This window comes from Streptomyces mayteni (assembly GCF_054783955.1).
Genome location: NZ_BAAGPR010000045.1, coordinates 43599 through 57485 on the forward strand (window position 1 = coordinate 43599; position 13887 = coordinate 57485).

The 13887-nt window shown below is 73.5% G+C and carries 12 protein-coding genes; 7 read left to right on the plus strand and 5 right to left on the minus strand.

Annotation, left to right across the window (positions count from 1 at the left end; all coding sequences use genetic code 11):
- Nucleotides 1-28 precede the first annotated feature (28 nt).
- Both ACYVPE_RS20470 and ACYVPE_RS20475 read left to right on the plus strand, forming a co-directional pair.
- Nucleotides 29-925, plus strand: a complete 897-nt coding sequence (locus ACYVPE_RS20470) for an SDR family NAD(P)-dependent oxidoreductase (protein WP_461035099.1) — start codon at nucleotides 29-31, stop codon at nucleotides 923-925.
- Between the two features lie 150 nt (nucleotides 926-1075).
- Entirely contained in the window at nucleotides 1076-3334 is a 2259-nt protein-coding gene (locus tag ACYVPE_RS20475; protein WP_461035100.1) for a HelD family protein, read from the plus strand.
- An 11-nt stretch (nucleotides 3335-3345) separates the two neighbouring features.
- On the opposite strand, the gene ACYVPE_RS20480 is transcribed toward ACYVPE_RS20475, so the two are convergent.
- Together ACYVPE_RS20480 and sodN are read right to left on the minus strand one after the other, a co-directional pair.
- Nucleotides 3346-5769, minus strand: coding sequence for a SpoIIE family protein phosphatase (locus ACYVPE_RS20480; protein WP_461035101.1), 2424 nt, complete (start codon nucleotides 5767-5769; stop codon nucleotides 3346-3348).
- Between the two features lie 275 nt (nucleotides 5770-6044).
- The gene (gene sodN / locus ACYVPE_RS20485; RefSeq protein ID WP_461035102.1) at nucleotides 6045-6440 is read right to left on the minus strand and encodes a superoxide dismutase, Ni; all 396 of its coding nucleotides are present in this window, start codon (nucleotides 6438-6440) and stop codon (nucleotides 6045-6047) included.
- 159 nt (nucleotides 6441-6599) lie between these two features.
- Between sodN and sodX the strand changes: the two genes are divergently transcribed.
- Nucleotides 6600-6983: a nickel-type superoxide dismutase maturation protease gene (gene sodX, locus ACYVPE_RS20490; protein WP_461035103.1), complete on the plus strand. Its 384-nt coding sequence runs from the start codon at nucleotides 6600-6602 to the stop codon at nucleotides 6981-6983.
- On the opposite strand, the gene ACYVPE_RS20495 is transcribed toward sodX, so the two are convergent.
- Complete coding sequence (locus ACYVPE_RS20495) at nucleotides 6896-7516, minus strand: CGNR zinc finger domain-containing protein (RefSeq protein ID WP_461035104.1); 621 nt, start codon at nucleotides 7514-7516, stop codon at nucleotides 6896-6898. The two genes, sodX and ACYVPE_RS20495, sit on opposite strands and share 88 nt — an antisense overlap.
- 100 nt (nucleotides 7517-7616) lie before the next feature.
- Here ACYVPE_RS20495 and ACYVPE_RS20500 point away from each other — a divergent pair, with 100 nt between their 5' ends.
- Nucleotides 7617-8390, plus strand: coding sequence for a class I SAM-dependent methyltransferase (locus ACYVPE_RS20500; protein WP_461035105.1), 774 nt, complete (start codon nucleotides 7617-7619; stop codon nucleotides 8388-8390).
- 627 nt (nucleotides 8391-9017) lie between these two features.
- On the opposite strand, the gene ACYVPE_RS20505 is transcribed toward ACYVPE_RS20500, so the two are convergent.
- The gene (locus ACYVPE_RS20505; RefSeq protein WP_461035106.1) at nucleotides 9018-10238 is read right to left on the minus strand and encodes an NAD(P)-dependent malic enzyme; all 1221 of its coding nucleotides are present in this window, start codon (nucleotides 10236-10238) and stop codon (nucleotides 9018-9020) included.
- A gap of 545 nt (nucleotides 10239-10783) precedes the next feature.
- Between ACYVPE_RS20505 and ACYVPE_RS20510 the strand changes: the two genes are divergently transcribed.
- The 3 genes from ACYVPE_RS20510 to ACYVPE_RS20520 are packed head-to-tail and all read left to right on the plus strand — an operon-like array spanning nucleotide 10784 to nucleotide 13524.
- Complete coding sequence (locus ACYVPE_RS20510; protein WP_461035107.1) at nucleotides 10784-11731, plus strand: ABC transporter substrate-binding protein; 948 nt, start codon at nucleotides 10784-10786, stop codon at nucleotides 11729-11731.
- Nucleotides 11732-11770: 39 nt separating this feature from the next.
- On the plus strand, nucleotides 11771-12718 hold the full coding sequence (locus ACYVPE_RS20515; protein WP_461035113.1) for an amino acid ABC transporter permease: 948 nt from the start codon (nucleotides 11771-11773) through the stop codon (nucleotides 12716-12718).
- A gap of 53 nt (nucleotides 12719-12771) precedes the next feature.
- Complete coding sequence (locus tag ACYVPE_RS20520; RefSeq protein ID WP_461035114.1) at nucleotides 12772-13524, plus strand: amino acid ABC transporter ATP-binding protein; 753 nt, start codon at nucleotides 12772-12774, stop codon at nucleotides 13522-13524.
- A gap of 18 nt (nucleotides 13525-13542) precedes the next feature.
- Here ACYVPE_RS20520 and ACYVPE_RS20525 read toward each other — a convergent pair.
- On the minus strand, nucleotides 13543-13887 hold a 345-nt coding region (locus ACYVPE_RS20525), incomplete at its 5' end, for a helix-turn-helix transcriptional regulator (RefSeq protein WP_461035108.1).

Sequence of the window (13887 nt, forward strand, 5' to 3'; positions counted from 1 at the left end):
TCATCGCATGAAGAGTTCGGGGAGTGTGATGGGCGTGCGCGACAGGACGGTCCTGGTGACGGGGAGCACCGGCGGAATCGGCCGGGAGACGGCCCGGGGGCTCGCCGCCCTCGGCGCCCGGGTGGTCGTGGTGGGGCGGGACGGCGGCCGGGCCGAGGCGGTGGCCGCCGAGATCGGGCGCGCCACCGGCAACCCGGCGGTGTCGGCGTGCGCCGCCGACCTGACCCTGCTGGCGGACGTGCGCCGGCTGGCCGCCGAGGTGACCGAGCGGCACGGCCGGCTCGACGTGCTGGTCAACAACTTCGGGACGAACCCGGCGGACCGCACCCTCACCGCGGACGGCGTGGAGACCGCCTTCGCCGCCAACGTGCTGGCGCCCTACGTGCTCACCACCGGGCTGCTGCCGGCGCTCACCGCCGCCGGCGGCGGGGCCCGCGTGGTCAACGTCACCGGCGGCCTCCCCGACGGGCCGATCGACCCGGCCAACCTGCAGGGCGAACGGCGCTACCGCGGCTGGACGTTCAGCCACTACAACCACACCAAGACCGCGCTGATGGCCATGAGCCTCGCCCTCGCGGAGGAGTGGGCCGACGACGGCGTCACGGTGAACGTGGCCTACCCGGGCCACGCCTACACGCCGGGCAACCGGGCCACCCCGGCCCGCGCGTTCCCCTACGCCTACCGGCCGTTGGCCCCGCTGATCAGGCTCCTCGGCCCCGTGCTGCTCGGCGACCTGGCCCGGCCGGCCAGGTCGAGCGTGCGGCTGGCCAGCGACCCCGAGCTGGCGGGAGTCACCGGCGTCTACGTCAACAGCGAAGGAAGGCGGGCCCGTTGGCCGAGGAGCGTGCTGGACGAGGGGAACCGGGCCGCCGTGCTCGAACTCTGTGCCCGCCTGGCGGCGGTGCCGGGTGGTGCGGAGGGGTGATCGGCGGCGGGGGTGAAAAGCGGTGACAGAAAAAAACCGCCGCTCGCTGGCGGCGGTCGGAATTCCCCGCTATATTTCTTGGTTTGGCACGCTCGAAACGATATCAATGCGTAGCCATCCAGGGGAAATTCTAGCGAGGTGGAGTCGGGAATGTCAAGCGGCGAAATCGGCGACCAGGAACAGGAATACCTGACCCAACTCTACGGTCGGCTCGACGCCCTGCGCGGCGAGACCAGGGGCCGCCTCGACCAGGTCCTGGCCAGCACCGGCCTCGGCCACCAGGGCCTCGCCGAACGGGACGTCGCGGCGGCCGAGTTGGCCGGTCGGGTCGCCAGGCTCGACTCCGTCGAGAACGGCCTCTGCTTCGGCCGGCTCGATATGCGCGACGGCGAGCGCCGGCATATCGGCCGCATCGGAATCCTCGACGACACCGTCGACTACGAGCCGCTGTTGATCGACTGGCGCGCCCCCGCCGCCCGCCCGTTCTATGTCGCCACCGCCGTCTCCACGGAGAACGTCAGACGCCGGCGGCACATCAGGACCGAGGGCCGGACGGTCACCGGGGTGCGGGACGAGGAGTTCGACCACGGCGCGGCCGAACTCACCGGCGACTCGGCCCTGTTCGACGCGCTCAACGCCGCCAGGACGGGCCGGATGGCCGACATCGTGGCCACCATCCAGGCCGAACAGGACGAGATCATCCGCGCCCACCACGCGGGCGTCCTCGTCGTCCAGGGCGGTCCCGGCACCGGGAAGACCGCCGTCGCCCTGCACCGCGCCGCCTACCTCCTCTACACCCGCCGCGAACGGCTCGCCAGGAGCGTCGTGTTGGTCGTCGGCCCCAACGCCACCTTCCTGCGCTACATCGGCGACGTCCTGCCCTCGCTCGGCGAGACCGGGGTGCTGCTCGCCACCGTCGGCGAGCTCTTCCCCGGCGTGCGCGCCGACCTCGCCGAGCCGCCGGAGACGGCCGAGCTGAAGGGCCGGCTCGCCATGGCCGAGGTGATCGCCGCCGCCGTCCGCGACCGGCAGCGCGTCCCCGACGAGGGCGGCCACCTCGCGATCGAGCACGAGGGCGAGACCGTCTCCCTGGACCGCGCGACCTGCCTGCGGGTCCGCGCCCTGGCCCGGGAGACCGACCTCCCGCACAACGAGGCCCGCCCGCACTTCAGGCGCCTGCTGATCGAGGAGCTGGCCCGCGCCGCCGTCGCCCGCTACGGCACCGACCCGCTCTCCGGCGGTTCCCTGCTAGGCGAGGCCGACCTGGAGATCATCACCGCCGAACTCCGGGCCAACCCCGACGTCATGGCCGCCGCCGAGGCGATGTGGCCGCTCCTCACGCCCCGGCGGCTGCTCGCCGAGCTCTACGCCTCGCCCCGCCGGCTGGCCGCCGCCGCGCCCGACCTCACCCCGGCCGAGCGCGCCGCGCTGCTCCGCGGCGCGCACCGCGGCTGGAGCCCGGCCGACGTGCCGCTGCTCGACGAGGCCGCCGAGCTGCTCGGCGTCGACGACCGCGCGGAGCGCGCCGCCGCCGCGGCCGAGCACGAGGAACGGCTGGTCCTCGCCCAGGAGGCCCTGGACGTGGCCCACGGTTCGCGCTCCACCGACTTCGACGACGGCGAGGTGTCCGAACTCCTCACGGCCCGTGACCTGTTGGACGCCGAGGCGCTGGCCGGGCGGTACCAGGAGGCCGACCACCGCAGCCCGGCGGAACGGGCCGCCGCCGACCGCACCTGGGCCTTCGGCCACGTCGTGGTGGACGAGGCCCAGGAACTCTCCCCGATGGCCTGGCGGTTGCTGATGCGGCGCTGCCCTGCCCGGTCCATGACGATCGTCGGCGACATCGCCCAGACCGGCGAGCTGGGCGGCGCCCCCTCCTGGGAGCGGATGCTCGGCCCACACCTCGGGAACCGCTTCCGGCTCGCCGAGCTGACCGTCAACTACCGCCTGCCGGCCGAGATCGCCGAGCTGGCCGCCGCGGTGCTGCGCCGCATCGACGCCGGCCGGACCGCGCCGCGCGCCGTGCGGGCCGCCGGCGTCGCGCCCTGGCGGGCGCCCGTGCCGGCGGACGAACTGGCACTCGCCGCGGCCGGGTTGGCGGCCCGCGCGCGGGCCGGCGTCGGCGCCGGCCGGCTCGCGGTGATCGCGCCCACCTGGCGGCTCGCCGCGCTCGGCGCGACGGTGGGCGAGGCGGCGCGGGACCGCGTCGACGTGCTGGACCCGAGGTCGGCCAAGGGGCTCGAGTACGACACGGTGATCGTCGTCGACCCCGACGGCATCGTCGCCGAGTCGCCACGCGGCCTGAACGACCTCTACGTCGCCCTGACCCGCCCCACCCAGCGGCTCGCCGTCCTGCACGACGCCGCCCGCCGCCCCGCGCCGCCGCTCGACGCGCTGTCAGCCCCGTGAGCGCCGGGGCCTCAACCGAGCGACGGCACCGAAACCGAGTCCGCGACCGACTCCGACGCCGAGTCGGGCAGCGGCAGTTCGGCCCAGATGATCTTGCCGTTCGGCGTGTGGCGGCTGCCCCAGCGCCGGGCGAGCTGGGCGACCAGCATCAGGCCGCGCCCCGTCTCGTCGAGCGAGCGGGCGCGGCGCAGGTGCGGGGCCGTGCTGCTGGCGTCGCAGACCTCGCAGATCAGCGCCTTGTCCAGGATCAACCGCAGCCGGATCGGCGGGCTCGCGTGCCGGATCGCGTTGGTGACCAGCTCGCTGGTGATCAGCTCGCTGGTCAGGATCTCCGCCTCGTCCAACCCCCAGTCCTCGAGCCGCTGCCGCACCCGCCCCCGCACCTCGCCGACCGAGGCCGGGATGGCCGGCACGTCCCAGTACGCCGTCTGGTCCGCGCCGAGCGCGCGGGTGCGGGCCACCAGCAGCGCCACGTCGTCCAGCGCGCCGCCCGTCGGGAGCAGCGCGTCGAGCACCGTGTCGCAGAGCGATTCGAGCGGATCCCTCCGGTGGCCGTCGAGCACGTCGCGCAGCAGCGCGAACCCCGTGTCGATGTCCCGCTCGCGGCTCTCCAACAGGCCGTCCGTGCAGAGCGCCAGCAGGCTGTGCTCGGGCAACTCGCGCTCCACCGCCTCGAACGGCAGGCCGCCCACCCCGAGCGGCGGCCCCGCCGGCACCCGCAGCACCTCGGGCTCCCCGCCGGGCGGGAGCAGCACCGGCGGCGGGTGCCCGGCCCTGGCCAGCTGGCAGACCCGCGACACCGGGTCGTAGACCGCGTAGAGACAGGTCGCGCCGACGTCGCCGCCCGCCTCGAGGTCGCCGGTCTCCATGGCGAGCCTGACCACCAGGTCGTCGAGGTGGGTGAGCAGTTCGTCGGGCGGCAGGTCGACGTCCGCCAGCGTGCGGACCGCCGTGCGCAGCCGGCCCATGGTGGCCGACGCCTGGACCCCGTGCCCGACGACGTCGCCCACCACCAGCGCCACCCGGGCGCCGGAGAGCGGGATGACGTCGAACCAGTCGCCGCCCACCCCCGCGTGCGGCCCCGCCGGCTGGTAGCGGGAGGCGGTGGCCACCGCGGTCGGCTTCGGCAACACCCGGGGCAGCAGGTTGCGTTGCAGCGTCAGCGCCACCTCGCGCTCCCGGGTGTAGCGGCGGGCGTTGTCCACGCAGACGGCGGCCCTGGCAGCGATCTCCTCGGCCAGCAGCACGTCGTCGTGGACGAACGGCTCGGGGCGCCGGTGCCGTGCGAACATCGCCACCCCCAGGGTGATGCCGCGAGCGGTGATCGGCGCCAGCATCACCGAGTGGATACCGAAGCCGCGTACCCGGGCCAGCCGGTCGGGGCGCTCGGCGAACCAGGGGCCGAGCGCGGGGTCGTCGATGGCGTAGCGCAGCGAGCGGCCGCCGCGCAGCGCGTGGGACTGCGGCGCGTGCTCCGAGTAGCTCGTCACCGTGCCCGTCAGCACCAGCGCCTCGGGGCAGCCCGCCAGGACCGAGCGCTGGGCGGCCCGGCGCATCGTCTGGTGCCAGGGCTCCGTCGGGCGGCCGACGACCGGCTCCTCGAGCAGGTCGACGGTGATGAGGTCGGCCAGGAACGGGACGCAGACCTCCGCCAGCTCCTCTGCCGTTCGGGTGACGTCGAGCGAGCTGCCGATGCGCGCCGCGGCGTCGTTGAGGACGGCGAGCCGCTGCCTGGCCGCGTACTCCTCCGTGGTGTCGGTGGCGGTCAGACAGATGGCGCGCAGCCGCCCCGACCGGTCGCGGAGCGGGGTGAAGGCGGCGGACCAGGCGTGTTCCCGCCGCTCGCCGCCGGTGCGCAGGAAGGTGTTGAGGTCCTGGCGGCGGCCGGTGTCCCTGGCATGGGCCAGATACCGCTCCAGGTCCTGGCTCTGCGGCTTGCCGCCGATCTCGGAGAGCCGGAGCCCGCGCGCCTCGTCCTCGGTGAGCCCGACGGCGCGCGCCATCTCGCCGTTCCAGCGCCGCAGCCGCAGGTCCTCGTCGTAGATGGCCATCGCGGCCGCCGTCTGCTCGAACGCGAGCTCGGCCAGCTCCCGCTCGCCGGGGCGCGGTTCGCGGCCGGCCAGCGCGGTGACCACCAGCCAGCCGTCGCCGCCCTCCTCCGGCGTCCTGCGGTGGGCGATCAGGTGGGCCCGCACCTGGTGGCCGGCGCCGTGGCGCAACGCCAGGGCACCGTTCCAGCGGGAGCGGCCGGCCAGCGACTCGACGGCGCCCGGCGGCGGGTCCTCGGCGAGCAGTTCGGCCGCCGGCCGGCCCACCACGTCCTCGGCGGGGCGGCCGAGCAGCGCCTCCGCGCCTTCGTCCCAGGAGACGACCTTCCCCGAGCCGTCCACCACGGCGCTGGCGACCGCCGGCGGTGTCGGTTCCGAGTCGTCCATGGCTGCGCCGTCCCGTCTGGCCAGGTCACGGGCGGGTGCCCGTGTGATCAGGTTCGGGCACCGGGCGAGCGGCCTCAACCGAGGCGGGTCCCGGGCGGCCTGCGGGAACCCGGGGGCCGGCCGCGGACAGCGGAGGTCGAGGCCGGCACGGTCCTCGGCACCTCGGCAGTGCTGGAGCGGGCCGTGGTGGACGAGGTCGGCACCCGACCGTAGCTCGAACGGCGCATAGAAAAGCGCCCCGTTCCTTCGGGAACGGGGCGCCTTCGTACGACCGGTCAGGCCTTCTTGGTCTCCCAGAAGATCTTGTCGACCTGGGCGATGTAGTCGAGCGCCTTCTGGCCGGTGGCCGGGTCGGTGGACCCCTTGGCGGCACTGAGCGCCTTCAGCGTCTCGTTCACCAGCTGGTGCAGCTCCGGGTACTTCTCGAAGTGCGGGGGCTTGAAGTAGTCGCTCCAGAGCACCGAGATGTGGTGCTTGGCCAGCTCGGCCCGCTCCTCCTTGATGGTGGTGGCGCGGGCGCGGAAGTGCGGGTCCTCGTTGGCCTGGTACTTCTCCTGGATGGCCTTGACCGACTCGGCCTCGATGCGGGCCTGGGCCGGGTCGTAGACACCGCAGGGGAGGTCGCAGTGGGCGCTGACCTTCACCTTCGGGGCGAACAGGCGGGAGAGCATGGAGCTGTCCTTCCTCGTGATCGTCTTCTCTCCGGCGACATTACTCCGTGCAGGGCAGGTTTTCCCGGGCGGGCCGGGCGGTGCGGCCCGGCTTAGGCCAAAAGTCCAATGCGGGAGTGGGCCTGATGGCGGACCATGACGGTGGAGGAGTGGTGCGCGATGAAGCTGGGGCTTGCCGAGGTCTACAACCCCTCGATGCTGCCCACCCTGCGCCCCGGCGACCAGCTGCTGCTGGGGTACGGGGCCCGGGTGCGGCCGGGGGACGTGGTCGTGGTGCGGCACCCCTTCCAGCACGACCTGCTGATCGTCAAGCGCGCGGCGGAGCGGCGGAGCGGCGGCTGGTGGGTCGTCGGGGACAACCCGCTTGTCACCAACGACAGTCGGGAGTTCGGCGTGGTGCCCGACGGCCTCGTGGTGGCGCGCGCGGTGCTGCGGCTGCGCCCGCCGCTGCGGCATCAGCGTTCCGCGGTGTCGGTGCTCGGCTGGCTGCCGTCCTCGGTGCGGCCGCTCCGGGCCCGCTCGCGGCGCCTGCGGGCGCGGTAGGCGGCGACGTTGGCCCGGGTGGCGCAGCGGTCCGAGCAGTAGCGCTTGGAGCGGTTTGTCGACGTGTCGATATAGGCGTTGCGGCAGGGCGCGGCCTCGCAGACGCCGAGCCGGTCGACGCCGAGGTCGGTGAGCTGGAACGCCAGCCCCATGCAGGCGATCGCGGCGTAGCCGGCGGTGGCGTTGGACGGGTGCTCCGCCAGGTGCAGATGCCAGTTGGGGCGGCCGGAGACGGTGAGTTCGTCGTGCCCCGAGATCTGCGGGCTGGCCGGATACTCGAGCAGCAGCGCGTTCAGCAGGTCGACGGCCTGCGCCTCGTCGCCGGCCGCGGCCGCGGTGAAGACGGCGCGCAGCCTGCCGCGCACGCCGCGCAGCCGGGTCACGTCCGCGTCCCCCACCCGGCGGGCCGCGTGCCGGTGGCCGCCGAAGAGGGCGCGCACGGCCTCGACCGAGGTGAGGGTGTCGGTGCCGCGCAGCGGCTCCTCGGTGTTCACCAGCCGGACGGCGAAATCCGAGTAATAGGTCAGTTCCAATGGCGTTCCTTACCGCGGGCGGCCTCGGGTTCACAGGGTACCGGTAAGGGGTAAGGTTCGAGACCAACTATTACCTTGAATCGTCCCGGGAAGGGTTCGCATGGCGGACTGGCAGGCGTGGCAGGACAGTTGGGACCGGCAGCAGGAGTACTACCTGCCGGACCGCGAGGAGCGCTTCCGGGTGATGCTGGACGCCGTCGAGGCGCTGGTGGGCGACCGACCCCGCGTCCTCGACCTGGCCTGCGGCACCGGCACCATCACGGCCAGGCTGCTGCGGCGCTTCCCCGACGCGGTGACGACGGGCGTCGACCTCGACCCGGCGCTGCTGACCATCGCCCGCGGCCACTTCGCCGGCGACGAGCGGACGAGCTTCGTCACGGCCGACCTGACGGACCCGGAGTGGCCCGCGCTGCTGCCGTACGACTCCTACGACGCGGTGCTCACCGCGACCGCGCTCCACTGGCTCAGGCCGGACGCGCTGCGCGACCTGTACGGCCGCCTCTTCGGCCTCGTCAGGCCAGGCGGCGTGCTGCTCAACGCGGACCACATGCCCGACCCGTCGACACCGCGGATCAACGCGGCCGAGCGGGCCCTCACGGAGACCAGGCAGGCGGGCGAGCGCGCCGAGGGCGCCCAGGACTGGGCGGCCTGGTGGGCCGCGGCGGCGGCCGCGCCCGAACTGGCCGAGGCCGCGAGGGCGCGGTTCGCGATCCACGGCAACCCGGCCGACGAGACGCACGCCGCGGGCGACCACTCGGAAGAGGGAATCCGCCCGGCCACGTGGCATGTCTCGTCGCTGCGCGACGCGGGCTTCACGGAGGTACGGACCGCCTGGAGCTCCCTCACCGACGCGGTCATCCTGGCCCTCCACTAGGGTCCGGCCGGTCGTGGCCTGGCCGGCCCGGGCTTTCGTGGCGGGGCGGGTGGGTGGCGGCCCATCTGCCGCCCGCGGCCCGGACCTTCCGCTGTCCCGGCGGACGGGCGGCCCGCCGGCGGCTTGCGGCCGATCCGGCCTGCCGGCCGGTCCCGCCCTGGCGGGGCGGTCGTCGGCCCTCTGGGCCGGATGCCGTGACGCCGGGGGCGCCCGCCCAGGCCGCGCGGCGGCCGTTGGGGTCCGGGACCGGACGGCACACGGCTGCGGGGCAGCGGCCCGGGACGTTTCGGTGCCGACCGTGCGGCGCGGGTGACGGCCCAGCCGCCGGCCCGCCGGGCAGGCGGACGGCCCGGCCTACCGGCGGCTTGACCGACGGCGGCAGCTGCCGCCGTCCTGCCGGCCGGGTACCGCCGCGGCGAGGCGGGGCATGTCTCCATGCGCGCCGTCCGCAGGCTCCCCGGACGGTGCCCGGCTGGCGGAGCGGGGCTCCCGGCGTCCTGCCGGCCGGGACAGCTGGCGAGCGGACGCCAAGGCGCCTACCGAGGGCCCTCCGCCGTCAGGACGGGCGGCGGGCGGAGGGCCCTTCGAGCCGGTGGCGCCGGCAGGTGGCGCCGGCGCCGGCAGGCGTTACCTCGTGATGGCTTCCTTCTGGGCCGCCTCCGCGACCGCCGCCGAGACGGCGGGGGCGACGCGGGGGTCGAAGGGGGAGGGGATGACGTGGTCGGCGGAGAGTTCGTCCGCGACGACCGCGGCCAGCGCCTCCGCGGCGGCCAGCTTCATGGACTCGGTGATCCGCGTCGCGCCCACCCGCAGCGCGCCCGCGAAGATGCCGGGGAAGGCCAGCACGTTGTTGATCTGGTTCGGGAAGTCGCTGCGCCCCGTCGCGACCACCGACGCGTAGCGGGCGGCGACCTCGGGGTGGATCTCCGGGTCCGGGTTGGCCATCGCGAAGATGAACGCGCCGGGCGCCATCTTCGCCACCGCCGGCTCGGGGACCGTGCCGCCGCTGACGCCGACGAAGACGTCGGCGCCGGTCAGCGCCGTCTCCAGGGAGCCGGTGAGCCCGGTGCCGTTGGTCAGCTCGGCCAACTCCCGCTTCACCGACGTCAGATCGTCGCGGTCCGCGGAGACGATGCCGCGGCGGTCGCAGACCACCACGTCGCCGATGCCGGCGCCGAGCAGGATCTTGGCGATGGCCACCCCGGCCGCGCCGGCGCCGGAGATCACCACCCGCAGGTCGGCGAGCGCCCGGCCGGTCAGCCGTGCCGCGTTCCGCAGGGCGGCCAGCGTCACCACGGCCGTGCCGTGCTGGTCGTCGTGGAAGACCGGGATGTCGAGCCGCTCCTGGAGCTTCCGCTCGATCTCGAAGCAGCGCGGCGCCGCGATGTCCTCCAGGTTGATGCCGCCGAACGACGGGGCGAGCCTGGCCACCGTCTCCACGATCTCGTCGGGGTCCCGGCAGTCGAGCGCGATCGGCACCGCGTCCACGTCGCCGAACTGCTTGAAGAGGATCGCCTTGCCCTCCATCACCGGAAGTGACGCCTCAGGGCCGATGTTGCCGAGGCCGAGCACCGCGCTGCCGTCCGTGACGACGGCGACCACCTGGGACTTCCAGGTGTACTCGTGCACCAGCTCGGGCCGCTCCGCGATCGCCGCGCACACCCGGGCGACCCCGGGCGTGTAGGCGAGCGACAGGTCGTCGCGGTCGCGCACCGGCACCGTGGCCGTGACGGCCATCTTGCCGCCGCGGTGGAGAGCGAACACCGGGTCGAGCCCGTCGTCGAGCCCGTCGTCGAGCCGCGGGTCCGTGAGCTTGTCGTCGCTTGGATTGACGGTCTCCGAAGCCACTGGTCTTACCCCTTTACTGCGTCGCTGATTCGAGGGTGGCCGCTCCCCGATCGGGGAGCGGGCGGGCACCACGTCCGCGGGGGTGGCTGAGCGGACGCCGGACGCGCCGCACACGCGCCCAGGTCCCCGGGTGAGGGGTGTATCGCTTGGTTCTACCTGATCAAGCACTCGGGGCACGAGCGCAATCCGCCACCAGACCGACCCCGACCGTTTTGACGAGTGATCCTCTTGACAGGAGAGGGTGGCAGGCAAAGCATGCGGCCAGGGCACAAAGAGGGGCTACCCGCCCGTCTCGGCGGCCACGGGGGCGTGACGCATCTCTCACCGGCGCGCGGAGTGCGCCAAGGAGGTGAAGGTGCCCGGGAGTTCATCACTCCCGGTAACCGGTACGACGTGTCCGTTATCCGATCTTGACGTTCGCGGCGGCCGCATCCCACGGCCGGAGTGACAGGATGCCCTCCATCACATCACCAGCCCCGTCGTGTCACCCGAAGACGTGTGCCCGGCCCCCTCGGATACTCCGCGACCCCTGGAGGACCAACGCCATGAGCGCCAACCTCGTCCGTCGTCCCCGACGCCGCGCCGCGATCGGCGCCCTCGTCGCCGCCGGCGCGCTGTTGCTCGCCGCGTGCGGCGACCAGACCGACGACGGCGGAAGCGGCGGTGGCGACAACGGTGGTGAGACCCAGGACACCGGCTCCGAGGCGCCCCTCTTCGACCTGCTGCCCGAGGACATCCAGCAGGCGGGCGTGATCAACGTCGGTTCCGACATCGCCTACGCGCCCATCGAGTTCTACGACGAGAACGACGAGGTCGCCGGCATCGACCCGGACATAGCCGCGGCGCTCGGCGAGGCGCTGGGCGTGGAGCTCCGGTTCGAGAACGGCACCTTCGACGGCCTGATCCTCGGCATGAACAACGGCCGGCACGACATCATCATGTCGGCCATGACCGACACCGCCGACCGGCAGGCCGGCGTCAGCGAGGACGCCGAGGGCGGCGCCGACTTCGTCAACTACTTCCAGGCCGGCTCCGCGATCCTCGTCGCGGCCGGCAACCCCGAGGGCATCGCCTCCCTCGACGACCTGTGCGGGCTCACCGTCGCCGCCCAGCAGGGCACGGCCAACGAGGCCGTGATCGAGGCCCAGCAGGAGCAGTGCGACGCGCCGATCGACCCGATCATCAGCGAGGTCGACACCGACACCATCACCGCGCTGCAGAGCGGCCGCGCCGACGCGGCGATCACCGACTTCCCGGTGGCGCTCTACAACGAGCTGAACGCCGGCGGCGGCGAGCTGTTCGAGGTGGTCGGCGACCAGATCGACGCCGCCCCCTACGGCATCGCGGTCAACAAGTCCGACACCGAGCTGCGCGACGCCCTCCAGGCCGCCGTCCAGCAGATCATCGACGACGGCACCTACGCCGACATCCTCACCGAGTGGAACGCGGAGAGCGGCGCCATCGAAGAAGCCACCGTCAACGCCGGCGAGTAGGCGGCGACCGTGGCTGAAGCGACCGAGTCGGCGGAGCCGGTGGAACCGGCGCCCGTCACGAAGGGCGAGGGCCCCCGGCCGGGGGACGAACTCCCGGTGCCGATCAAGGCCGTTCCGGTGCGCCACTACGGCCGTTGGGTGGGTGCCGCCTTCGTGCTGGCGGTACTCGCCATGCTGGTCTGGGCGTTCGCCGGCGCGGACATCAACTGGGGTGTGGTCGGCGACTACCTGGACTACGACACCATCGTCGAGGGTGCCGTCAAGACGCTGTGGATCACCCTGCTCTCCATGCTGCTCGGCGTGGTGCTCGGTGTCGTGCTGGCGGTGATGCGGCTGTCGAGGAATCCGGTGCTCTCCAGCGTCGCGTGGGGCTACATCTGGTTCTTCCGCGGCACGCCCGTGCTGGTGCAGCTCTTCCTCTGGTACAACCTGTCGTTCGTCTTCGACACCGTGAACCTGGGGCCGATCTACAAGAACGAGATGAACGACGTGATGACGCCGTTCCTCGCGGCCCTGCTCGGGCTCGGCCTCAACGAGGCCGCCTACATGGCCGAGATCGCCAGGGCCGGGATCCTCTCCGTCGACGAGGGGCAGACGGAGGCGGCGCACGCGCTCGGCATGAGCAGCGCCAAGACCACCCGGCGGATCGTGCTGCCGCAGGCGATGCGGGTGATCATCCCGCCGACCGGCAACGAGTTCATCAACATGCTCAAGACGTCGTCGCTGGTCTACGCGATCCAGTACGACGAACTGTTCCGCGCCGGCACCACCATCAGCGCCCGCAACCTGGCGGTGATGGAGATGCTGATCGTGGTGACCGTCTGGTACCTCCTGCTGACCACGGTGTTCAGCATCGGCCAGTACTACCTGGAGCGGCACTACGCCCGCGGCTCCAACCGACCGTTGCCGGACACGCCGATGCAGCGGGTGCGGGCGCAGCTCGTCTCGCTGCGCAGCCCGAGCCAGGTGGGAGGGACGAGCGTATGAGCCTGTCGAAGGAACCGGCGCGTCCGGCGGAGCCGACCCGTTCGGCGGAGCCGATGGTGCGGGCCGAGCGGGTCCACAAGTCGTTCGGCCCGGTACGGGTGTTGCGCGGGATCGACCTGGAGGTGCGGGCCGGCGAGGTGTTCTGCCTGGTGGGCCCCTCGGGCTCCGGCAAGTCCACGTTCCTGCGCTGCATCAACCACCTGGAGAAGATCGACGCGGGCCGGCTCTACGTCGACGGCCGGCTGGTGGGCTACCGGCAGCGCGGCGATACGCTCTACGAGATGCGGGAGCGGGAGGTCGCCGAGCAGCGGCGGGACATCGGCATGGTGTTCCAGCGCTTCAACCTCTTCCCGCACATGACCGCCGCCGAGAACGTGATGGAGGCGCCGGTCCAGGTCAAGGGCGTGCGGCGGGCCGAGGCCAGGGAGCGCGCCGAGGCGCTGCTGGCCCGGGTGGGCCTCGCGGACCGGATGGACAACTACCCGGCGCAGCTCTCCGGCGGCCAGCAGCAGCGGGTGGCGATCGCCAGGGCGCTGGCGATGGACCCCAAGCTGATGCTGTTCGACGAGCCGACCTCGGCGCTCGACCCGGAGCTGGTCGGCGAGGTGCTCGACGTGATGCGGGGGCTCGCCGAGGACGGCATGACGATGATCGTGGTCACCCACGAGATGGGCTTCGCCCGGGAGGTCGGCGACTCGCTGGTCTTCATGGACGACGGCGCGGTCGTGGAGTCCGGGCACCCCCGCGAGGTGCTGAACGACCCGAAGCACCCGCGCACGCGGGCCTTCCTGTCCAAGGTGCTGTAGCGCGCGGGGCGCCGTCCCTCACACGGTGGTCGCGCGCTGGTAGCGCGCCGGCGTGACGCCGTAGCAGCGGACGAACCAGCGGTGCAGGTGGCTCTGGTCGGCGAAGCCGGCCTCGGCCGCCGCCGTGGCCGGCGGCACCCCGCCGGCCAGCAGCCGGCGGGCGGCGCGGAGCCGCAGCTGCCGCTGGTAGTCGCTGGGCGGCATGCCGTACGCGGCCTGGAAGGCCCGGTAGAGCACGAACCTGCTGTAGCCACCCGCCACGGCCACCTCGCCCGTCGTGACCTCGGCCGGCCCGGCCTCGGCCAGCAACGCCGCCGCCCGGCGCGCGGCGGGCAGCGCCGCGCCCGGCGGCGCGAGCCGTGG